Raw genomic sequence first — 19,115 nt, forward strand, 5'->3', positions numbered from 1 at the left:
CAATGCTCAACTGCCCGATCGAAGAGGAGCAGTTGCAAAGGCTGAACGGTGACCCGATGCGATCGTTGTGCACGATAGCATTGGGTACTGCCCTCCGATCTCGTACGACCGCGTCAGGTTACCGACATTCATGTTCGGAAGCCGCCCGAGGAGTTGGCTGGCGCGGCGTGAAAAAGCACAACTTTTTGGTCTCTCGTCGGTTCTTCACAGTCTGGCACGCCGGTTGCTGAGTGATGCACGGCTTGGTTGCTCAATCACGACCTCCTGAGGCCCAAGCCGCTTCGTAGCGCAACTCGTGCGGGCGGATCTCCCGCCGCCCGCACGTTTTTCATGGCTTCGACCTGGCGCCGCGCTTCATGAGCTTATGTTTGCCCCGTGAGGACGCTGCGCGCGCCCGTCTGGCACGCGAGTTGCTCGGAGGAATACGGCTTGGCCCTCATGTATCGCGCCCCCCAGAGATGGCCAAGCTTCCACCCAGACTAGCGCGGGTGGTCCCCCAAGCCGCCCGCGCGACTTTCCATTCGTCGCGGGTCTGCCGAGATCGGCCCCGGCGAAACGCTGTGGAGATTATCGGCATGATCCGTGGAGAGCTTTAGAATCGCTAAAGCAAGCGCTCATAGACCAGCCACTCACAGTTGCTCACGCAAACGCGTTGTGATGGAGAACGGAGTGGACGCCCGATGCATCTTGAGTATTCAATACCGTGGGCGCAGCAGCAGCATTAGCGATCGGCGCGCACGATGCTCTCGATGTTGCGCCGAACGTCGGCATCATGCTTGGCGCATTATTGATTGTCGCCTTTCCGGCATCGGTGATCGCTAGCCTTTTAAGTTGCTGTCAAACCGAACGGCGCGATGACAGAACCGGTTGATGATCGCCTATTACTCTTAGATTTCTGCCGGCTCGACCGACATGGCTCCGCCGGCGCAGCGCTATGCCCCCCGGCAGGAGTTTTCGTTCCGAGATCTCACGATGCGCGGCTCTCGTGACTGTCCGACACCAGGGCCATTTGTCGCGGTCTTCCGCTCAGCCGCGACCGAAGGTGGGAGTTTCATCTCCAGGAGCTGCGCGCGCGACATACCAAACCGGCCAGGAGATCCGATGGTGACGCCGAGCGCGGCGAAGCACGGCGGGTCACTCCCGAAAAATGATTCCAGAAGCGCCGTGTCGATCACGTCGTTTTGGACTGCTGCCATGGTCACTTTCGTTGGCGAGTACCTTTGGAGGAACCGGCCGAGGCGCAGCAGGACGGCAGGAAGTTCTTCCACATTCGCCTCAGCCGGATCCGACAAAAACATGGGTGCGGCACTGCCGCTTTCGCAAGTGCCTGGAAGGCCTTGAAACGATACGCCCCCCTTCTAATTTTATGGGTAGCCACGCAGTAATTGCACGGCACAATCGGGCGCCTGCTACGGGGCGCGTGCAGGCACCCGGCAAGTGTCCGGGGTGCTCTTATCCATGTTGCTCAAAGGAGGATATGGCTATGACCACGCTTGATCTCGCTCCCCTGTGGCGATCGACGGTTGGATTCGATCGTCAGTTCGACCTTCTCGCGGACTCCGGCCGATGGACCGGCGCGGACAATTACCCGCCCTACGACATCGAACGTGTCGGTGAGGACCACTACCAAATCACGCTGGCTCTTGCCGGCTTCCCGCCTGACACGGTCTCCATCACGGCCGGGCAGAACACACTGACCGTTGAGGGTCGCAAGGCCGACAAAAGCGGCCATCAATATCTCTATCAAGGCATCTCTGCGCGCCAGTTCCGTCAGATCTTCAATCTGGCCGAGTACGTGCAAGTGAAGAGCGCCTCGTTCGAGAATGGCATGCTCAAGATCGATCTGGTTCGGGAGGTTCCCGAGGCGATGAAGCCGCGCCAGATTGCGATCAACACAGGTGCTGATCACCAGAAAGATGAGAACAAGCATGCGGCGTAACACCGCCTGCTCACGATCGAATTTTGCGGCGAGGCTTTGTCGCGTCGCGATTGGAACAAAGAAAGGAGAAAATCCATGGCTATCCCCGATCTGACCCCCTGGGGCCGCGGTCGTGATCTGACCACCCGTCGCTCCGAAAACTACAATCCGGTTCTAACCCTGCACCGGGAGATGAACCGGCTATTCGATGACGCCTTCCGCGGCTTCGATGTCGCGCCATTTGGCGGCAGCTTTCTCGAGCAGTCGATGAATTGGCCGAGCATCGAGGTCAACGAGAGTAACCAGGACGTGAAAGTCACGGCGGAGTTGCCAGGTCTCGACGAGAAAGACGTCCAGATCGAGCTCGCCAATGGCGTTCTCTCGATCAAGGGAGAGAAGAAGACTGAGACGGAGGACAAGGATCGCAGGTTCAGCGAGCGGTACTACGGCAGATTTGAACGGCGCATCCCGATCGAAGACGTGGACCAGGACAAGATCTCTGCTGCGTTCAAGAACGGAGTTCTGACTGTCACCATGCCAAAGCTGCCGCAAGCAGAATCCAAGGTGAAGCGTATTGCGATCAACTCGAAATGACACAAATCGATGGGAGCGGTCTCCGCTCCCGTCCTATTTCCAATAAGAGCGGGCGGGGGTGTGCCCGACCATGGACACAAAGCGGAAATCCAGTTTTGCAGGCGCTGCGGATGTTGTTGCGCATGCAAAGATCGCGGCTCAACACATCGAGGAACTGAAGGTCGCCTGTGCGAATGGAGATAAGAGCGCGGCCCGCCGTTCGCTGCGCCAGGCTATCAGCGAGCTCGAGCTGGCGCGCGCTATGGTGCGGACCGGTATTGATTGAGTCCGCGCGGATTTGGCGCTGCGTCCGAGTCAAGCAGACGGCTGGTGCGTAGCATCGCTTCCAGCTTGGCTGAGAGTTCCTGGGAGAAAAACTGCTTGCTGAGGAGCAGACTGCCGTTCATGTGTTTGCTAGGCTTTTCGATGAGATCTGGATAGCCACTGCAGTACACGATCGGCAAGCCCGGCTGCTGCCGTTGAAGCTCAAGTCCGACGTTGAGTCCAGAAATGCCGGGCATCGCGAGATCAATAATCGCCACATCGCTTGCTTGATCAGAAAGGGTCGACAGCGCGGCATCCAGATTATCAGCCGCAATCGCCTGGTATCCGAGATCGTCAAGCATGTTCCGTGTCGTTTCGAGCACGCTCGCGTCGTCGTCCACAGCACCGTGCGCCCATGCAAGGAGTGCCCAATTGGCGATCTTCGCCTCATACAACTGCACTGGTCGATCGGGGCAAGAGTATTCGCACGGCAAACCCGTAGACCTGCGACAACCCAAGTTCCGTTCCCTTGCCGGGCTCCTTGGACCGGGCGCTCCTTGGAACAGGTAAAGGCCAGCATAGTTGCCAGCCCATAGTACCGAGATAGGTAGGCCCGGCAGGCGACCGCGGCCGCTCTCGGCTCTGGGCGGTGCTCTCACAAGGCGGTCCGAATTGATGCCAACCCTCCCCATGACTGCGGCCGGTCATGCCACCCTTAACGACGAACTGGCCGACCGCACTAGAATCAAGCGGCCTCATCTTGCCGAGCGCATTCAGCAAGCGATTGCCGACGAGCCCAACCTTATTGAGAATTCGGAATATCAGGCTGCGTTGGGCGAGCAAAGGCTCAACGAAGCTCGCATCGCCGAGTTAGAAAGCAAGCTTGCACGTGCAGAAATCATCGATGTGTCAAAGCTCTCCGGCGAGACCATCAAATTCGGCGCGACGGTCACGCTGACGGACCAGGATACGGGCGAGGAGCGAATTTGCCAAATCGTTGGCGAGCCGGAAGCCGACCCGGCAAAAGGCAAGATCTCGTTCAGTTCCCCGCTCGCACGGGCGTTGATAGGCAGGTCCAAAGGCTCAGTCGTAGCCGTCCAGACCCCAGGCGGTGACAAGAGTTACAAAGTTGAGCAAGTTAGATGGCTGCCCTAAAAGCAGAGGGGCTGGGCTTTTGAGTCAATACGTCTGCCAGAGCATGAATTTGGCAGTCGACTCTTGAACCTTTTACATCAATGCAGCAGGCGAGTGGATGTGCTGCTTGCCTGGACGGGCGGAGCAACTTTCACGACGGCGGAACTGGTTTGACCCCCCCGCACGATGGTGAGCTTCACATCTTGACCGACACGCGCCAGGCCGATCTTGTTACGAAGTTGCGACGCGCTGCGGATCCGACGGTCGTCTGCCATGACAACAATATCGTCCTTCCGCAAGCCGGCCCTTGCAGCCGGAGAGTCTGCCGCGACCTCTGCGATCACCGCGCCTTCGTTGCGCCCTTGTTTGGTCGACGGTTGGAGTTCGCGCAGTGAAACGCCAATGCGGCCTCGCTCAACGTGTCCCTTATCTACAATCTGCTCCATAACGATCCGGGCCATATTCGCGGGAATTGCAAAACCGATCCCGACATTCCCTCCGCCCGGCGAAATGATCGCGGAGTTGATGCCGACCAATTCGCCGCGGAGATTCACCAATGCGCCGCCGGAATTTCCCGGATTGATCGCAGCGTCGGTCTGGATGAAGTCCTCAAAGCCTTCCTTGCTCAAGCCAGTGCGACCCAGCGCACTGACCAGGCCGGACGTGACAGTCTGGCCGAGTCCAAAGGGATTGCCGATCGCGAGCACGAAATCCCCGACCTCAAGCGCATCACTGTCGCCGAAAGGAAGCGCCTGAAGGCCGGCAGGGTCTTGGATCTGCAGCACTGCAACGTCAGTCGGCGGGTCGCGCCCGATTACCTTCGCAGATAGCTGCCGGCCGTCCTTGGTCGTAATCCGAACGACCGAGGCGCCTTCGACAACATGATTGTTGGTCAACACATAGCCGCGCCTGGCATCGACGATGACTCCCGAACCGGTCGAATTGATTTCCTTCTCGACCTGCTTGGGAATGTCGAAAAACTCACGAAAGAACGGGTCGCGGTAAAGCGGATTGTCCTCACGAATACGGCCGTGCACGGAAATATTAACGACCGCGGGTGTCACCTGTCGAACTACCGGCGCCAATGTTGGCACAGAACCACCTGTCTTCAGGTCTGGCACTTGAGCTACTGCCGGATGAGACACGCAGAGCACAACAAGCAGGAGCCATGCCAATATTGTTCGACGTCCTAACATTTCAATTGTCCTTGGAATCGCCAGTCAGCGGCAGACGCGCCCGTTGCAATGCTACGATCGGAATTGCCCACAACGCCGCGGCGTGGCCGAGCAGCACGATGCCTAGGACAGCGCCCGTGATCATCGCAGAGACCTCCGCTGTGCGGCGGCCCAGGGCCGCCGCAGCCGCATGGGGACGCCACCGCCACCGGGCGGATCATCATCGTCGTCTCTGTCGAGTAGCCGCAACGCTGCCAGTATGTCGGCCAACTTCACAGCGTGGCCCATTCCGGGGACCTCCCGCATGCCGGGACAGGATTCCACGGCGTACATATCCGACGCCCACGAGGACAGGATGATTCGCTTCTCAGGCGTCGAGAGCTCCATGTCATTCAGGACTTCCGCCGGAGAAGTGTAGTGAGCGGCGGGGTGGAAGAATGGGTGCAGATCACCGCCGTCGATTTTTACGTTAGTCATGGCTCGCCTCCCTGTTCACTCCTTTCCAGGGGATGGTGCTCGTGATTTGGGTGGCGGCGTAGTCGATGCGCCACCCACGTTGAGATGAGATCGGTCAGGAACGTCCGATGACATCGCCGGTCCACGGATCGAAGCTACCTAAGCTGCCTTCTTCCGCTCAATTTGCGACGAAGCAGCCGTTGCACCGATCTGGATCTTGCGCGGCTTCATCGTCTCCGGAATCTCTCGAACGAGATCAATGGTCAAGAGACCGTCCCGGAAGGATGCCTGCTTGACCTGGACGTACTCGGCCAGACTGAAGACTCTCCGGAACGGTCGCGCCGGAATACCTTGGTAGAGATACCGGCGCGCAGCCCCGTCGGACTTCTTGCCTTCGATCGTGAGCGCATTTTGCTCCGCCATCACGGAGATGTCACTAGCGCCGAAACCTGCTACGGCCAGCGTGATTCGATAGTGATCCTCACCGGCCCGCTCGATATTGTATGGCGGATAGCTATCCTCATTCGGCCGGCGCGACATGCCGTCGATGAGGCCAGCTAAGTGATCGAAGCCGACGCTGGTGCGCCACAGTGGCGTAAAATCAAGTGTCCTCATAGCCAAGTCCTCCAAAGAGCAATATGGATACGAAGCAAGGCAGGATCGGAGTTTCGATAATCGTCGAACACCCCGGTCCAGCCTCGTGCCGAGCCCGGCCTGGCGCTCGACACCCGCAGTCGCGGTCGAGAAACGAATTAGAACTAACGTCCGTGAGTTCAAGAGGAGCATGCGCATTTTTCTTCAAGAGGCTCCCTTGGCGGCTCAGTGACTAGGCGGCCACGCGATCCGCAAGAGCACTCTGGCGTAGATCATCCATTACTTGCTGCTCTCGCTCAATCCGGGCTTGATAGAGCTGGCGCTCTTGCTCGCTCCTCGCGGTTGAGAGCAGGCGCTCGTAGTGACCGATCACCTTCAGACAACCTCGGATGAGGAAGTCGCGGACGGTAAGCTCAACTGTTGCTTGAGGTTGCATCGGAGTTCCCGCGCACGGAATGCCTCGCCGAACTCAGCCCTGACATGAGTGCCGCTCTTGACGAGATTGCGTAAGGTAGGGAGCGGCCTTCGCGGGCCGCTCTCTGAGGTTCAGCTTGTTGCCGCCAGTCCCGCGGGATGGGGCGACGGTTGCGGCCAGATGCCGGTCGGCGCAGAGGTCGGCGGCAGCAAGATGTCGATCTTCATCGTTGCCGCCGCGGGCTGCCACTTCAGCCACGGCATCGTGTCGAGATACGGGATTGGCGGCAGTGGCAATCCAGTGAAGGTACCCTGTGTGGCCTCGGCTCCCCGCGGGCTTTCCACGCCGTAAGCACCGAAGGCCGCCAGGGACATTGCGCCGGCCCCTGCTAAAGCAAGCAGGCCTCGCCGCAGATTGCGGTTGGTCTCCGTCCGGGCGGAGAACGTATGGTGATAGCTCAGCATCTATACTCCTCCCATCGTTCGAAAACAGATCCAGGCAATGGTGACAAAACTCAGGGAGAACATGAACCAATGGATCGTGTCCTGCCTCATCCTGAGCCGACGACGATTAGACTTGTTCATGGGACACTCCATCTTTGGAAGCGGTCTTCTCTCCTCTCATCGGTGGAGCCCGGCCTTGATCGGCCGGGCTCTCTCGTTCAGAAGTCCATGGCGGGAGCGGCCGGAGTTGGTTCAGCCTTCTTCGGCTTCTCGGCCACGAGTGCCTCGGTGGTGATCAGCAGCGAGGCCACCGACGCAGCGTCCTGCAAGGCGGTGCGCACGACCTTTGCGGGATCGATCACACCGGCTTTCACCAGATCCTCGTACTCGCCAGTTGCCGCGTTGAAGCCCCAATTGTAACTCTGGTGCTCCAGAAGCTTGCCAACAACCAGTGAGCCGTCTTCGCCGGCGTTCTGCACGATCTGCCGAGCCGGCATCCGGATGGCGCGACGAACGATGTCGATGCCGGCCTTCTGGTCGGCGTTCGCGGTCTTGATGCCGTTGAGCGCTTCGAGGGCACGCAGGAGGGCAACCCCGCCTCCGGGGAGAATCCCCTCCTCCACCGCCGCTCGAGTAGCATGCATCGCGTCGTCGACACGGTCTTTGCGTTCCTTGACTTCGACCTCCGTCGCACCACCCACACGGATCACTGCGACGCCTCCGGCGAGCTTGGCGAGGCGCTCTTGCAGCTTTTCGCGATCGTAGTCCGATGTCGTTTCCTCGATTTGGAGCCTGATTTGCTGGGCGCGCGCCTCGATATCCTTCTTGGCGCCCGCGCCCTCGACAATGGTGGTGTTGTCCTTGTCAATGACGACCTTCTTGGCGCGCCCGAGCATCTTCACTGTGACGTTTTCCAGCTTGATGCCGAGGTCCTCGCTGATGACATTGCCGCCGGTCAGGATCGCGATGTCCTCCAGCATGGCCTTGCGACGGTCGCCGAAGCCCGGCGCCTTGACGGCCGCGACCTTCAGTCCGCCGCGCAGTCTGTTGACGACCAATGTCGCAAGCGCTTCACCTTCGATGTCCTCCGCGATGATCAGGAGCGGCTTACCGGACTGGACGATCTGCTCCAACAGCGGCAGCATGGTCTGCAAGCCGGACAGCTTCTTCTCGTGAATCAGAACATAGGGATCCTCGAGTTCGACGCGCATCTTCTCGGGGTTCGTGACGAAGTAGGGCGAGATGTAGCCGCGGTCGAACTGCATGCCCTCGACCACTTCGAGCTCGGTGTGCAGGCTCTTGGCCTCCTCGACGGTGATCACGCCTTCATTACCGACCTTGTTCATGGCGTCGGCCAGGAAGCGGCCAATCTCGGTATCACCATTGGCGGAGATTGTGCCGACCTGGGCGATCTCGTCATTGGCGGTGATTTTCTTGGCGTGGGATTTCAGATCGGTCACGATGGCCTCGACGGCGAGGTCAATCCCCCGCTTCAGGTCCATCGGGTTCATGCCAGCGGCGACGGACTTGCTGCCTTCCTTGAAGATGGCCTGGGCAAGCACGGTCGCCGTTGTGGTGCCGTCACCGGCGGCATCGCTCGTCTTCGAGGCGACCTCGCGCACCATCTGCGCACCCATGTTCTCGAACTTGTCCTCCAGTTCGATCTCTTTGGCGACGGTCACGCCATCTTTAGTGATGCGCGGCGCACCGAACGATTTCTCGATCACGACGTTACGCCCCTTCGGACCGAGTGTGACCTTCACCGCGTTTGCCAGTGTGTCGACGCCCCGCAGCATGCGCTCTCGGGCCTCGGTTGCGAACTTCACGTCCTTGGCAGCCATTTTGATCTCTCCTTTCCTCTATGACTGTCAGCTTTCCTCTTATGACTGTCAGCGCCCTACGCTGCCTTCTTGACGGCGCCTGCCTTGTCGATGACACCCAGAAGGTCGCTCTCCTTCATGATCAGGAATTCCTCGCCGTCGATCTTGACCTCTGTACCGGACCACTTTCCGAACAGGACGTGGTCACCGGGCTTGACGTCGAGTTGAATGAGCTGGCCTTGTTCGTTGCGTGCACCGGGGCCAGTGGCGACGATCTCGCCTTGCTGCGGCTTCTCCTTTGCTGTGTCTGGAATGATGATGCCGCCGGCGGTTTTCTCTTCGGCGTCGAGACGTCGCACGAGCACGCGATCGTGCAAGGGACGGAAATGCATGCACATCCTCCTTGGGTAGGTTCAGCGATGTCCAAAACCGGGTCCATAACGGCCCCCGGGCAAAAATCCACCTAGGAGCGAGGGTTCTACTTTCAAGAGGTTGGAAGAAAATTTTTGCGGCGAAAGCCGGATCGTCGATATTGCTCGCGGCTCGTAACCGGAGAGCATTCTCCTGCGTCCGGAAACGCTCAGCGCACCTTGAGAATTGAAACCGTCAAACCGAGACGTTGTCTCGGCTTCAGAACAACTCTGCGCGGCAAATTTGAGCATCGTCGAAAGGAGGGTAACCAGAGATGCGGAGCTTAATGGTACTTGCTGCTCTACTCGGGATGGTGGTCTCGCTGCAGGCGAAAGAAGCGGATTTATCGCGCGCAGTGCGAAGCTCCGACGCCGTCGATAAGCAGCTTGTCAGTGATCAAAGCGGCCAGCCCCCAGGCAAGAACAAAGTCCGGTGGCCGCAAGGACCGTGATTTCTCGGCCGAAGCCATCGTGCTTGACATCTGCACCGGCTGCTGATTCATCGATCAGCAGCCGGCCAGCGGTCTTTTGTGTTCTGCTTCTAGTATGCGCTTGCTGAAGCAGCCTCAAGATCCGGAAGGCGTACGCACATCATCGTCTTGATGCGCTTCAACGCACGCTGTTCGATCTGGCGGATACGCTCACGAGAAATCCCGAAGGTATTGGCAAGATCGTCAAGCGTGCTTTGCTCTTCCGCCATGTAACGGGCCTCGACGATGGTGCGTTCTCGCGGAGAGAGCGCACTCAGCGCCTCCGAGAGTGCGGCCTTCTGCCGTTCACGGTCTCCGGTCTCCACAAGCTGGGTCTCAGGATCAGGAGATGAATCGGCGAGCCTGTCTTGCCATTGCTCGCCTTCTTCGTCACTGAGCTGAACGTTCAGCGTCATATCGCCACGGATCCGCCCGTTCATCTCGACGACGTCACTTTCCCTAACCTGAAGATGTTCAGAGATCTGCTTCACCTGCTCCGGCGAAAGCTCGCCATCATCCGGCGCACCAAGGCGTCTCTTCAACTTTCGAAGGTTGAAGAACAGCTTTTTTTGTGCCGCCGTTGTGCCGAGCTTGATGAGTGACCACGATCTCAGGACGAACTCCTGCACGGACGCCTTGATCCACCAAGCGGCATAGGTCGCCAGGCGAAATCCCTTCTCAGGGTCGAACCGCTTGACGGCCAGCATTAATCCGACGTTGGCTTCCGAGATGAGGTCGGCGATGGGCAATCCATAGCGCCGATATTTCAGCGCGATCTTGGCGGCCAATCGCAGATGGCTCGTCACCAGACGGTAGGCAGCTTCGCGATCCCCAGAATCCCGAAGCCGCCTTGCATACATCACTTCTTCGGATGCATCGAGCAGCGGGAAGCTTCGGATCTCTTGCAGATACCGAGACAACCCGGCTTCCGAATGGATGGCAGGGAGGGCTGACTTGATTGACATGACTTGCCCTCCCTCAGAAGCCATCGCCGCTCTTAAGTTCTAAGGAGCGGCCAGACGGAAGATGCAGCTGCGAGACCCCACCGAGGCGAGTAAGGCTGATCGGCTGCCAAGCGACAATACGGGTCGTTTTCATATCCAAATCCTCCACGGAGCAAAATGGTACGAGCCGCCGTGTCTCCTGGCTTAGCTGGGCCATGAGGCGCCCAGCGACACTCGGGCCGGCGGCGCCAAAAGAACCACGAAACCAACAGGTTGTTCCTCGTATCAGCTAGCCAATTCGTCGGAAGCCAAACTGCCGCTGCCCGATGAGCCGGAGGAGGAGCCCGACGCCTCAGGCGGCTTCCGAGTGCCCAGTCCGTCAAGGGTTTCAAACATCTCGTAGACTTGGGACATTCCGAACCTTGGGCGAGACGTATACCTATCGAAGTCGGGTAGCGGTGCGGCACGGCTAAGTTTAAATGGATTGCGCCGCCGGCGAGGCGCTCATCTGCGAGGCCGACGATCTGCTCTGCCAGAGCTGGAACAAAAAGATCTGCGCCGACGGCGGGCCCGGTCGACGCATCGCCGTCGATCGACCAGGCCATCAAGCCGGCTATCCGTGGCTCGAAATCAATTGCTCGCGGTGCAAGACACCGCGCGCGGTCGCGCCTAGCCGCGCTGCGCCACGTTCCGACAACCAATGTGCGCGATCTCGCCGGTCGCCTGCGCTACGTGAAGTGCAGTACGGCGGGCAAGCGGCCGGCCGCGGAGCTGCTGCAGCTGTGGCGGCGCTTCCCGACCGGAGATGCGACGTGACCGAGCTCACGCGTCGGCGCGACAGAGCCGCAGCCGGGCAGAAATGGAACATCCTCTATAGCGACGTCGTCGTTGGCTCAATCGGGCTGCGCACCGGCGCACCGAACCATGCCGATCAGTGGGAATGGAATGCGGCTTTCATCCGGGCTGCGACCGGTCGAGCGGAGGCCCGGCCGCGACCTTTCAAGAAGCGCGCGCGGCGTTCGAAGTGGCATGGGGCGAGTTGCTGCCGCCCCTAACCAAAGCGAATTTCCAGGCCTGGCGCGATCATCGCGATTGGATCGCGCGCAAGCAGGCCATGTGGGACCGCGGCGAAAAGCTGCCTTCTCAACTGCCGTCGTCGCTGATGCGCTGTCCCTGCGGCGCGACGTTTGATAGCCACCGTCCCGCCGAAAGCCAGATTCACACCCCTCACATCTATGCTGCACAAAGGCGGGATGGAATTCGACGATGAAGATGAAAGGAAGACCGGCGCTGGGCGGACCCGGAGAAAGGCTGCCCGCCGGATCATGGAGCACGCCCGCGCCTTTGAACCGATCCAGGACGACCGGATCTACATTGAGACGATCAACTATCCGATGATCTACCAGGACAAAGGCGACGCCGGCCGAGTACTGGGCCGGCTTACAGTACACCAAGGAGCGGGGACGTTCGTGAGGATGCTGCAGCCGGGCAAAGACCTGTTCGCCTGAGTTGTCGGTTGTGCTGCTGCGCAAGTAGGCTGAGAGGTTCCTTGCAACCTCTAGCTATCCGGAGCATTGTCTAAACATCCCGGCCAAGGCTCTGCCCGTAGGCGCCGGTGGCTGAGAGACCGATCGCGCTCCCCGCCTGCAGGCTTAAGAGAGCGCCATGCTTGAACAGCCCCATTTCGATCCCTATTCGATCCCGGCGCGTGTCTGTCTCGCTATCGCGATTTTCGGCGGTTCCTTGCTTATTGCAGTGCTGTTGCTGACCGCTCTCATTGCGCACTAGGGCCGCGCCTCAAATGTACGTGCGCGGCCTAGTCTTATACCGCTTGGCCGCGCTGTGCGCTAAAGTAGGCGGACCAACTGAGGTAAGGCCGCCTACAAACGCGCGGCATTTGCCGTTTCGACCCAAGCATTAAGTTCAATACGTCCTTAGGTAGTTTACCCTCATCACCGACCGAGGCTCTGCCCGTAGGCGTCGGTGGCTAAGAGACCGATAGCGCTCCCGCCTGCACAACAGGGAGCGCGGCTATGGCCGAACAGCGCAACTATCGTCCTGACCAAATGTGGTTTGAAAAGCTCGCCGGTCAGGCACGCGAGCTAATCGAGCACTCGCTCAAACTCCTCAATGATCCAGTGCCGGATACGTTTGCGGGCCGAAAATCCCATGAGCCCTTTCCCCAAGAGGAAAGCAGATACGGGATCAACGATAGAAAATCGGACGTATCCTAAGACAGGGCCGGAACTTAGGCGCTGTAGTACAGCTTGCCGATGATCGATCCACTGTTCGCGCGCTCCCAGCTTGCTATCGCCGAAAGTCAAGCGTTGCGCATACAACGAAAAACGCTCGCCGATCAGCGGGACGCGCAGCTGGCAGATCTGCGGAAATCCATCCAGGACAGCGCCAGCGCGCGCGCAGAAATCAAGGCACATCGAGAAAATGGGGAGTAAGGCCGCTTCAGTTGTCGACCTTGCTCCTCTAAAGAGACGGCCCCAGCGAGGGGACTGGCTGGGGCCACTACTGATGCCCAGATGCAGTCGGGGGGCAGTGGCGGCATCTGAGCGTCCGATAAACAAGACTCGGCCACGTTCGTTCCTACGCCGTATAGAAAAGGCCCCAGCACCTTGGGTACCGCGAAAGCTGAACTTTCGTGACGATGCTGCAGCCAAGCAAAGACCTTCGCAGAGACAGCGGGGATCCTGCTTGCGAGGTCTAGAAACTTGTAGAATCATTCTGGGGCCAAATCCCGACGCGGGACTGGCAAGTGGCCCCGACATCGGCCTCCGCAGGCCCCCAAGGTTGTCGGGGCCACTCCTATTTCGGACGGCCTGTCTGATGCGCACAAAGAGGCCCCAGCGAGGGATACAAGCTGGGGCAAGGAAACCACTCAAACCAAGCGGTCGCAAAACGCCGCGGTTGCAACTTTGTTCCGAAAAGAAATGGTCCGAGTAATCGCTTCCGCGGTTCTTCGGCCTTAGGGGGTGGTTCGTTTGTTCCAACGCTCGGCCGCCTGCCTAACGGTCGGCGCATTGGGACCGAAAGCTGAACATTCCTTGCAGACTACAAATTTTGGGTCGATGTCGCTATGGATCCAAACTTCCGAACCGCCGCAGAAGGGACAGGGCCGCAACGGTTGTACAGAAATGGGGAATCCGCGCAGCGGATCGATAGCAGGGCTGTCGCTAGTCTTCCTGGGCATTTTAACACGAGCGTTTAGGATGATAGTTCTGGGCCGATGTCGACGACCTCGACGAAATGATGACCGACGTCGCTATTGAAGCCGATGAAGTCCCACTTCACGCCGTCGCCTTGGCAAGTAGCGCAACGCGCCGGCTGCCACTCGGGACGCTTCGTGCTTGAGCGCACAAGGACCCAATAGAAGCCACCTGGAGTCAAATGCGTGACGTCCGTCATCGAATCATTTGCAGCAGCGCAGTGAGGCGCGCGCCGATGCGAGTTGCCATGATTACCTGCACGCCAAAACCCACAGTTGGCCGCCTGGTTCCCGTTTCACGTTGCCCTATTTATTCCCGGCGGCACGCTTCCTTAGCATGGCTAGACGTAGGTTTACGGCCGACTCCGAACGCCCGAGCTTCTGACCAATCTCGCGCTGCGTCAGATCGGTTTCTCGCGCCAACTGCAATAACCTCAGCTCGTCCTCGTGCGACCATACCGGCATGGCTTCTCCGAATCATTTCCTCATCAGATGCCAAAGATGATTGCAGATTCGATTTTGGCCGTCTGTCCAATTTTATGCTCGTATCTCCGATGATCCTGGTCCTCGTTGATAGGAACGCGCTTGGCACCGAGTCGGCTCACCGCCCAGCTTGTTCAGGCGCCCCCCGACTGCTGGAGGAAAAACCCGTATCGCTCGGGTTGGCGGCCCCCTGGTTGAGGCCGTTTTCAGTTCGCCGCGGAAGCCAGGTGGTGCTTGTCCAAAGTTGATCGTCACGATTCACATAGTTCAATGCCGACGCTCCATCCTTCGAGCTAATCGACGAAGCTCGTATTTCGCAGATGGTGGTTGCAGATGGAATTTATTGGACGCCCGATGCGGGGACGTTTCCTCGTTCGGCAGGGTGGCAACGGCTGGATGGTCTACGATAGCGAACTCAAAGGGCCGGCTCAGATAGAAAAGAACGGGGCGTTCGCCGAGAAGCTGACAAAAGAGCAGGCTGAGATTTTGGCGAAGCTGTTTACAACTCGCGAAAACCGTCCCCTGACAAAAAAGGCCCCAGCTTAGACTGCTGAGGCCGGCAAGTAGTCCCACGTGGCTACTCAACGTCGTTGGACTGCTGCTTGTTCCCCGAAGCGAAACGGCCCCAGCGAGGTGCCGGCCGGGACCGCTCCAAACTGATCGAGAATATGCCCCGGGTCTTCGGGAGCAAGAGCCGGGGTCCTGAAGGCGCTGGCGAAGTCTTGCGGCGTTACGAGGCAGGCCGCGAAAAAGCTGGCGCGCAAGCTGCACGGCGGGCTGTCCGGTCGCTGCCTTGCGAAGCGCCTTTATGGCGAGCGCAGCATGGTCGGCGGCTTCGTCGTTTCCGGCCTTTTTAATGGGCTCCAGCGTAGGTAGTCTCACTTGATTTCTGGAGGGCTTGGTTTCGGCAAACCATATTTCGCCGCACGCATCTCTGCCAGATGTCGGTATGCCGAGGCTTGCTTTAACAGCTCTGCCTTGAACGCTCCATTCTGCTCAGTGACCGCTAACTTCTCGAACTCAACGGCGCGTTCCAAGTATTCCGTAAGCATCTTCATGATTGAAAACAATCCCGCGAACGCCCTGACAGCGAGCTTCGCGCTTCTGAACTAGGTAGTCAATCACATCGACGCGGAGAGTAATCGAGCTTCTACCTTCAAATTAGTCAATTTAGCTTTCGTTCCGCGACCCAGTCAGACAGGGCGTTTGCCCGAACTAGCAGCTGGTCCACTTGTGCGTCGGAGAGGCCGACGACCGCGATCATGTGCTGGACCAGAGGATCTGCGCGGCGAATTTCGGTTCGCGAGATCCGAATCGTCCTGGACGTTCGCATTCGCCGCGATCACTACCTTGAGCCGCGGCCCATGTGCCGAGCTCGTCAAAAGGCCCGTTTCAAGCCGAGTTCGGTAGCAGGAGGACGGCACCGGAGCCGGCGGATTAAGAAATCCAATCACCGCCGGGTCGTCGACGATCTGCTCGGTCACCATCGGCGCCGGTTGCTCACAGACAAACCATCCAACCAACGCTGTTTCGTTCTACGAATCCCATCAGCTTTATCCCTCCAACGGATCGAACCATCCGCGCGTAAAGCAGCGGTAAGACGTGCTCGTATTGGATGATCGCGCGGTAACCTGCGCTGATGTATCAATCCAAATGCGCGGATCATTTGCGTTGCCGGAAGTGGTGGTTGATGCTTCCAAACCGGTCCCGCCGACAGAATAGCTAGGTGCGCTGTCGGTAAGGCCGGTTTCGTGCGTTCATCAAACGGTGTTTAACGCCGTCGGACACTGGCGAGCGCAAAGGTCCGCAACGTCGTCCCGACAGTCGCGTTTATATCCAGCGCTGAACCAGGCCAGAAACATTTTCTACTTCGCTGCAAAAGTCGCCGCATGACCGGATGGTCGACATAGCTTTGGAATGCCGCTGCGAACTCGACCGTCTCGCCTTCTTCGATCGTTTTGTGATCTCCGGAAATCGCCCCGAGGGGATTTATGGGGATCTTCCGGTTCAGGTTCAGAGATTAGGTGGTCGCACAGCTGCCAGCGTTGGCCGAGGGCTAGCGCAGTCCCAATCGTTTCGGGACTGGATTTTAGCCCTTGCTAGCAGCTAGGGCTAATCGCCGTTGAGTTTACTTGGCTTTCGTCGACGTCACGACCGGCAGCACGCGCCTCGATCGCCGCGATACCGGCATCGACCGGCAGCTGGATCGGATCCGTGGTGCGCTTGCCGCGGCCATCGCCATTGCGGCGGCCGTTCTCGTCAAGTGCGGTCAATCGCGCCGATCTCCTCGAGCCAGGCAAGCCGCCGGCGGACCGAATCCTGCGATAGGTCGCAATCCGCCGCCGGCGACGGGATACCGACCCAGCACATGCCGTCGCCCTCGACATACCCCGAGCGCGCGAAGCACGCTTTTTGCGGGAGCAAATGAATTCACGCGCGAGAGTTTCCTCTCGCGCAGCGAGCGACGTATCGCGGGAATTGACAGAAGGCCCGGCCGGAACCGCGCCTTCTCCTCGTCACCAGCCGTACCAGTAGGGATAAACCGGCCGATAGTAGCGGACGACCCGATACGGGCGGCCGTAGTAGTAGGGTGGCGGGCCGTAGACCGGTCCATAATAGACCGGGGGTGCGGTGGCGGCCGCTAATGTTCCAGCGAACAGCCCGAGAGCAAGCCCGGGGCCAATACCCGGACCGCCCCAACCATGGTGACGCCAATGGGCCGAAGCCGGCGCAACCGTTCCAATGAGCAGCGTTGCCGCCGCGACGACTGCAAAAGCAAGCTTTCTCATGTCCCTTTCCTCAACTTCTTAAGCGCTTACGCGCTTGCCTCTTATTATGCTCCAATTAGCCGAAGCTCGGTTCGGCCATACATTGAATTAGAACCGTCCGGGCCGAGTTCAAGTAACTCGTTGACCAGAGAGGGTGAGATCCATGCTGACGTGACGCGAAGACGATCTGGCAAGCCTAGAACGGCGGCGCCTATTCGGGAGGGAGAGCGACGTCAGACCACCGGAGGCTTTCCTTCGGCAGCTCCTTGATCGGCAGATCAACATCGCTCTTTCCCAGCATCTCCTTCAGGGAGCTTGCGGCGGAACACCTGATCCAACAATATCCTTTACCTAACGGTCGAAAATTGCGGCGGTCTTCTCCGCGTAGCCGCGCTTGTGGCCCGGGTCAGGCCCGCGGCCATGTTCTCAAGCTCAAGGGACCAAAAGCCGCTCGTACTCACGCATGATGATCTTATAGCAGCTGTATGACGAAGCCCTCTAAACTCTTGCAATCCACAATGGTGATCAAACCTTTGGCCCATCAGCATCGGCTGCAGTTTCGGCGTCTTGTGAGCAATGAAACGAGCGGCTTGACTTCTGCGCTTCCTCCAGTCGGGAAAAGCTTTCCGGCGCCCGCCGTTAATATGGAGCTGGATACGCTAGCCATCGTATTGATCTCGTGCAGGTGGTTCCCCAAGTGAGCCTTGCTCCGCAGGCGCGCGAGCGGGTTTAATGAAGCCCGGCTTCACAGGCGCACTGCTTCCAACTAAAGCGGGCCCCGCCTGGTTCGCGACCTGGCGAGCGGGTCGCCCCTTTATCGAGCGGCGCACCCGCTGAATGGAAGGCCGGGATTGAATGCGCCGTCGATCGTGACCGGCTCAGAAGCGCGTAAGCGGCACCTACTATAAGTCCACGAAGCCGGCAAAGACGTATTGGCTAGTCCTCGAATGGACAACAGAGGGGCTAGAAGATAAGGTCAAACAACAGCACTGCGCCGGCAATGCTGAGAAAAACGATAATGAGGGTCCAATCGCGGCCTTCTTCCGACATGGTCCCACCTTAGAAACGAACGGCCCCGGCGCACTGGGGAGCACCGAAGCCGTTAAGTAGTCCCACTCCATCGTGCAGAGATAACTTCGCGGGCTACTGCTTGTTCCCGGAAGGAAACGGCCCCAGCGAGAAGGTAGCTGAGGCCGATCCGACGCCAAGCGAATCCAAGTCGGCAAAGACCTGTTGGCCGAAAAGAAAGAGCCCCAACTGCGAAGCTGGGGCCAGTGTGAGGCTGGGCGTCTCAGTGCCAGTAGCGGTGCGGCACCGAACAGGCGGCCGATGCCGCGGCATGCGCTTCGTTCCTATTCACAAAAAGGCCCCAGCATCCGGATCATGCTGGCGCCAGGCCGGATCGCCCGAACCGCTGTCCACCGAGAGGCAGCGGTCGTCGTTTTAGGGCTGAAGGAATACGGAATAAAAATTGCCTGCCCTATTGCTCGGATAATGCAAACGACGCCGGTTCCGGAAATAACCCGTGTGAACTTTGGAAAGCAAAAGAGCCGTTTTTCCTGCCCCTTGACGGGATTGCCGAAGACAGTTTCACTTGGGGTCTCAGCTCTCTCCAGGCTGAGAACCCCTACCGTGCAAGGCGAGGCCCCGTAGGACCCCACAACGGGGCCTCGCTGCGGATTGGTTATGCGACGGTGGGCCGGCAAGCTGTAGCAACTCGACTTGACGTACCCAAGCCAAACTTGGCTCTTGGTTTTGCGTGGAGTTGCGTTATGCGCTGGTCCCGTTGGACACCCTCGATAGCGCCAAGCATGGTCGCCAGCACGCACACATCCGTCTCTCTGCCAGTGATGATGACCGTGTCGATGCCATCGCTGCATAGCTGCTGGTGAAGATCGCGGCCTGTCCACGGCGACCAAACATGTTTGTCGAAGTTGCGGGCCGCGGGAGCGAACTTCGCGAGGTCGGGTACCAATTCCACCATCTGGCCCGATGATGTCGATTGTCATCGATCCCCGTAGTAGTGCCGCC

26 protein-coding genes are annotated in these 19,115 nt (G+C 59.1%); 11 read left to right on the forward strand and 15 right to left on the reverse strand.

The features are described 5' to 3' along the window. The first annotated feature begins 703 nt into the window (after nucleotides 1–703). The 4 genes from I6F38_RS04850 to I6F38_RS04865 all read left to right on the forward strand — a co-directional run bounded on the left by I6F38_RS04850 (nucleotide 704) and on the right by I6F38_RS04865 (nucleotide 2,777). Nucleotides 704–871 (forward strand): hypothetical protein, encoded by a 168-nt coding sequence (locus I6F38_RS04850; RefSeq protein ID WP_155258730.1) that lies wholly within the window; start codon nucleotides 704–706, stop codon nucleotides 869–871. A gap of 612 nt (nucleotides 872–1,483) precedes the next feature. Next, nucleotides 1,484–1,939, forward strand: coding sequence for an Hsp20 family protein (locus I6F38_RS04855; RefSeq protein ID WP_225159267.1), 456 nt, complete (start codon nucleotides 1,484–1,486; stop codon nucleotides 1,937–1,939). Between the two features lie 75 nt (nucleotides 1,940–2,014). Next, a complete protein-coding gene (locus I6F38_RS04860) occupies nucleotides 2,015–2,512 on the forward strand; it encodes an Hsp20/alpha crystallin family protein (protein ID WP_225159341.1) in 498 nt (165 codons plus the stop codon). 70 nt (nucleotides 2,513–2,582) lie between these two features. Next, nucleotides 2,583–2,777: a hypothetical protein gene (locus I6F38_RS04865; RefSeq protein ID WP_035633041.1), complete on the forward strand. Its 195-nt coding sequence runs from the start codon at nucleotides 2,583–2,585 to the stop codon at nucleotides 2,775–2,777. Here I6F38_RS04865 and I6F38_RS04870 read toward each other — a convergent pair. After that, a complete protein-coding gene (locus I6F38_RS04870) occupies nucleotides 2,752–3,216 on the reverse strand; it encodes a response regulator (protein ID WP_225159268.1) in 465 nt (154 codons plus the stop codon). The genes I6F38_RS04865 and I6F38_RS04870 overlap by 26 nt on opposite strands. 214 nt (nucleotides 3,217–3,430) lie before the next feature. On the opposite strand from I6F38_RS04870, the gene greA reads away from it, so the two are divergent. Then, nucleotides 3,431–3,910 (forward strand): transcription elongation factor GreA, encoded by a 480-nt coding sequence (gene greA / locus I6F38_RS04875; protein ID WP_225159269.1) that lies wholly within the window; start codon nucleotides 3,431–3,433, stop codon nucleotides 3,908–3,910. Nucleotides 3,911–3,987: 77 nt separating this feature from the next. Here greA and I6F38_RS04880 read toward each other — a convergent pair whose 3' ends face one another. The 9 genes from I6F38_RS04880 to rpoH all read right to left on the reverse strand — a co-directional run bounded on the left by I6F38_RS04880 (nucleotide 3,988) and on the right by rpoH (nucleotide 10,637). Next, on the reverse strand, nucleotides 3,988–5,085 hold the full coding sequence (locus I6F38_RS04880; RefSeq protein WP_225159270.1) for a trypsin-like peptidase domain-containing protein: 1,098 nt from the start codon (nucleotides 5,083–5,085) through the stop codon (nucleotides 3,988–3,990). Nucleotide 5,086: 1 nt separating this feature from the next. After that, nucleotides 5,087–5,209, reverse strand: coding sequence for a hypothetical protein (locus tag I6F38_RS43930; protein WP_259171304.1), 123 nt, complete (start codon nucleotides 5,207–5,209; stop codon nucleotides 5,087–5,089). Beyond that, nucleotides 5,206–5,541 (reverse strand): hypothetical protein, encoded by a 336-nt coding sequence (locus I6F38_RS04885; protein ID WP_225159271.1) that lies wholly within the window; start codon nucleotides 5,539–5,541, stop codon nucleotides 5,206–5,208. Before I6F38_RS04885 ends, I6F38_RS43930 begins: the two co-directional genes overlap by 4 nt. Nucleotides 5,542–5,679: 138 nt before the next feature. Continuing rightward, nucleotides 5,680–6,135 (reverse strand): Hsp20 family protein, encoded by a 456-nt coding sequence (locus I6F38_RS04890; protein ID WP_097670833.1) that lies wholly within the window; start codon nucleotides 6,133–6,135, stop codon nucleotides 5,680–5,682. A gap of 211 nt (nucleotides 6,136–6,346) precedes the next feature. Further along, nucleotides 6,347–6,550, reverse strand: a complete 204-nt coding sequence (locus I6F38_RS04895) for a hypothetical protein (RefSeq protein WP_225159272.1) — start codon at nucleotides 6,548–6,550, stop codon at nucleotides 6,347–6,349. A gap of 110 nt (nucleotides 6,551–6,660) precedes the next feature. Further along, nucleotides 6,661–6,993 carry a hypothetical protein gene (locus I6F38_RS04900; protein ID WP_225159273.1) on the reverse strand — a complete coding sequence of 111 codons (333 nt, stop codon included), beginning with the start codon at nucleotides 6,991–6,993 and terminating at the stop codon, nucleotides 6,661–6,663. Nucleotides 6,994–7,190: 197 nt separating this feature from the next. Further along, nucleotides 7,191–8,813: a chaperonin GroEL gene (gene groL, locus I6F38_RS04905; protein WP_018270274.1), complete on the reverse strand. Its 1,623-nt coding sequence runs from the start codon at nucleotides 8,811–8,813 to the stop codon at nucleotides 7,191–7,193. A 56-nt stretch (nucleotides 8,814–8,869) separates the two neighbouring features. Then, nucleotides 8,870–9,184, reverse strand: a complete 315-nt coding sequence (gene groES / locus I6F38_RS04910) for a co-chaperone GroES (RefSeq protein WP_194456115.1) — start codon at nucleotides 9,182–9,184, stop codon at nucleotides 8,870–8,872. Nucleotides 9,185–9,743: 559 nt separating this feature from the next. Next, nucleotides 9,744–10,637 (reverse strand): RNA polymerase sigma factor RpoH, encoded by an 894-nt coding sequence (gene rpoH / locus I6F38_RS04915; protein WP_225159274.1) that lies wholly within the window; start codon nucleotides 10,635–10,637, stop codon nucleotides 9,744–9,746. Between the two features lie 919 nt (nucleotides 10,638–11,556). On the opposite strand from rpoH, the gene I6F38_RS04925 reads away from it, so the two are divergent. From I6F38_RS04925 to I6F38_RS04940, 5 genes are all read left to right on the forward strand, one after another. Then, nucleotides 11,557–11,886, forward strand: coding sequence for a hypothetical protein (locus I6F38_RS04925; RefSeq protein WP_225159275.1), 330 nt, complete (start codon nucleotides 11,557–11,559; stop codon nucleotides 11,884–11,886). Further along, complete coding sequence (locus tag I6F38_RS04930) at nucleotides 11,870–12,124, forward strand: hypothetical protein (RefSeq protein ID WP_225159276.1); 255 nt, start codon at nucleotides 11,870–11,872, stop codon at nucleotides 12,122–12,124. Before I6F38_RS04925 ends, I6F38_RS04930 begins: the two co-directional genes overlap by 17 nt. A 157-nt stretch (nucleotides 12,125–12,281) precedes the next feature. Beyond that, nucleotides 12,282–12,404, forward strand: coding sequence for a hypothetical protein (locus I6F38_RS43935; RefSeq protein ID WP_018270270.1), 123 nt, complete (start codon nucleotides 12,282–12,284; stop codon nucleotides 12,402–12,404). A gap of 245 nt (nucleotides 12,405–12,649) precedes the next feature. Continuing rightward, a complete protein-coding gene (locus I6F38_RS04935; protein ID WP_194461709.1) occupies nucleotides 12,650–12,850 on the forward strand; it encodes a hypothetical protein in 201 nt (66 codons plus the stop codon). A gap of 39 nt (nucleotides 12,851–12,889) precedes the next feature. Then, complete coding sequence (locus tag I6F38_RS04940; RefSeq protein WP_080650328.1) at nucleotides 12,890–13,069, forward strand: hypothetical protein; 180 nt, start codon at nucleotides 12,890–12,892, stop codon at nucleotides 13,067–13,069. Between the two features lie 1,070 nt (nucleotides 13,070–14,139). Here I6F38_RS04940 and I6F38_RS04950 read toward each other — a convergent pair. After that, nucleotides 14,140–14,298 (reverse strand): sigma factor-like helix-turn-helix DNA-binding protein, encoded by a 159-nt coding sequence (locus tag I6F38_RS04950; RefSeq protein WP_018270267.1) that lies wholly within the window; start codon nucleotides 14,296–14,298, stop codon nucleotides 14,140–14,142. Between the two features lie 351 nt (nucleotides 14,299–14,649). Between I6F38_RS04950 and I6F38_RS04955 the strand changes: the two genes are divergently transcribed. Continuing rightward, nucleotides 14,650–14,862 (forward strand): hypothetical protein, encoded by a 213-nt coding sequence (locus I6F38_RS04955; RefSeq protein WP_018270266.1) that lies wholly within the window; start codon nucleotides 14,650–14,652, stop codon nucleotides 14,860–14,862. Between the two features lie 332 nt (nucleotides 14,863–15,194). On the opposite strand, the gene I6F38_RS04960 is transcribed toward I6F38_RS04955, so the two are convergent. The 4 genes from I6F38_RS04960 to I6F38_RS04975 form a co-directional block, all read right to left on the reverse strand. Then, complete coding sequence (locus I6F38_RS04960; RefSeq protein ID WP_016843164.1) at nucleotides 15,195–15,374, reverse strand: hypothetical protein; 180 nt, start codon at nucleotides 15,372–15,374, stop codon at nucleotides 15,195–15,197. A 1,041-nt stretch (nucleotides 15,375–16,415) separates the two neighbouring features. Beyond that, a complete protein-coding gene (locus I6F38_RS04965; protein WP_018270264.1) occupies nucleotides 16,416–16,589 on the reverse strand; it encodes a hypothetical protein in 174 nt (57 codons plus the stop codon). Nucleotides 16,590–16,832: 243 nt separating this feature from the next. Beyond that, the gene (locus I6F38_RS04970; RefSeq protein ID WP_075969288.1) at nucleotides 16,833–17,105 is read right to left on the reverse strand and encodes a hypothetical protein; all 273 of its coding nucleotides are present in this window, start codon (nucleotides 17,103–17,105) and stop codon (nucleotides 16,833–16,835) included. Between the two features lie 1,663 nt (nucleotides 17,106–18,768). Further along, complete coding sequence (locus tag I6F38_RS04975) at nucleotides 18,769–19,068, reverse strand: isochorismatase family protein (RefSeq protein ID WP_225159277.1); 300 nt, start codon at nucleotides 19,066–19,068, stop codon at nucleotides 18,769–18,771. Nucleotides 19,069–19,115: the final 47 nt, after the last annotated feature.

It is taken from the genome of Bradyrhizobium sp. BRP56, assembly GCF_020194035.1.
Taxonomy (GTDB): Bacteria; Pseudomonadota; Alphaproteobacteria; order Rhizobiales; family Xanthobacteraceae; genus Bradyrhizobium; species Bradyrhizobium australafricanum.

Bases quoted from the DNA above. Each gene is read 5' to 3' on its own strand.
- I6F38_RS04855 (WP_225159267.1), top strand. From the start codon at position 1,484: ATGACCACGCTTGATCTCGCTCCCCTGTGGCGATCGACGGTTGGATTC.
- I6F38_RS04860 (WP_225159341.1), top strand. From the start codon at position 2,015: ATGGCTATCCCCGATCTGACCCCCTGGGGCCGCGGTCGTGATCTGACC.
- I6F38_RS04865 (WP_035633041.1), top strand. From the start codon at position 2,583: ATGGACACAAAGCGGAAATCCAGTTTTGCAGGCGCTGCGGATGTTGTT.
- greA (WP_225159269.1), top strand. From the start codon at position 3,431: ATGCCAACCCTCCCCATGACTGCGGCCGGTCATGCCACCCTTAACGAC.
- I6F38_RS04880 (WP_225159270.1), bottom strand. From the start codon at position 5,085: ATGTTAGGACGTCGAACAATATTGGCATGGCTCCTGCTTGTTGTGCTC.
- I6F38_RS43930 (WP_259171304.1), bottom strand. From the start codon at position 5,209: ATGATCACGGGCGCTGTCCTAGGCATCGTGCTGCTCGGCCACGCCGCG.
- I6F38_RS04885 (WP_225159271.1), bottom strand. From the start codon at position 5,541: ATGACTAACGTAAAAATCGACGGCGGTGATCTGCACCCATTCTTCCAC.
- I6F38_RS04890 (WP_097670833.1), bottom strand. From the start codon at position 6,135: ATGAGGACACTTGATTTTACGCCACTGTGGCGCACCAGCGTCGGCTTC.
- I6F38_RS04895 (WP_225159272.1), bottom strand. From the start codon at position 6,550: ATGCAACCTCAAGCAACAGTTGAGCTTACCGTCCGCGACTTCCTCATC.
- I6F38_RS04900 (WP_225159273.1), bottom strand. From the start codon at position 6,993: ATGCTGAGCTATCACCATACGTTCTCCGCCCGGACGGAGACCAACCGC.
- groL (WP_018270274.1), bottom strand. From the start codon at position 8,813: ATGGCTGCCAAGGACGTGAAGTTCGCAACCGAGGCCCGAGAGCGCATG.
- groES (WP_194456115.1), bottom strand. From the start codon at position 9,184: ATGCATTTCCGTCCCTTGCACGATCGCGTGCTCGTGCGACGTCTCGAC.
- rpoH (WP_225159274.1), bottom strand. From the start codon at position 10,637: ATGTCAATCAAGTCAGCCCTCCCTGCCATCCATTCGGAAGCCGGGTTG.
- I6F38_RS04925 (WP_225159275.1), top strand. From the start codon at position 11,557: ATGGAATGCGGCTTTCATCCGGGCTGCGACCGGTCGAGCGGAGGCCCG.
- I6F38_RS04930 (WP_225159276.1), top strand. From the start codon at position 11,870: ATGGAATTCGACGATGAAGATGAAAGGAAGACCGGCGCTGGGCGGACC.
- I6F38_RS43935 (WP_018270270.1), top strand. From the start codon at position 12,282: ATGCTTGAACAGCCCCATTTCGATCCCTATTCGATCCCGGCGCGTGTC.
- I6F38_RS04935 (WP_194461709.1), top strand. From the start codon at position 12,650: ATGGCCGAACAGCGCAACTATCGTCCTGACCAAATGTGGTTTGAAAAG.
- I6F38_RS04940 (WP_080650328.1), top strand. From the start codon at position 12,890: ATGATCGATCCACTGTTCGCGCGCTCCCAGCTTGCTATCGCCGAAAGT.
- I6F38_RS04950 (WP_018270267.1), bottom strand. From the start codon at position 14,298: ATGCCGGTATGGTCGCACGAGGACGAGCTGAGGTTATTGCAGTTGGCG.
- I6F38_RS04955 (WP_018270266.1), top strand. From the start codon at position 14,650: ATGGAATTTATTGGACGCCCGATGCGGGGACGTTTCCTCGTTCGGCAG.
- I6F38_RS04960 (WP_016843164.1), bottom strand. From the start codon at position 15,374: ATGAAGATGCTTACGGAATACTTGGAACGCGCCGTTGAGTTCGAGAAG.
- I6F38_RS04970 (WP_075969288.1), bottom strand. From the start codon at position 17,105: ATGAGAAAGCTTGCTTTTGCAGTCGTCGCGGCGGCAACGCTGCTCATT.
- I6F38_RS04975 (WP_225159277.1), bottom strand. From the start codon at position 19,068: ATGGTGGAATTGGTACCCGACCTCGCGAAGTTCGCTCCCGCGGCCCGC.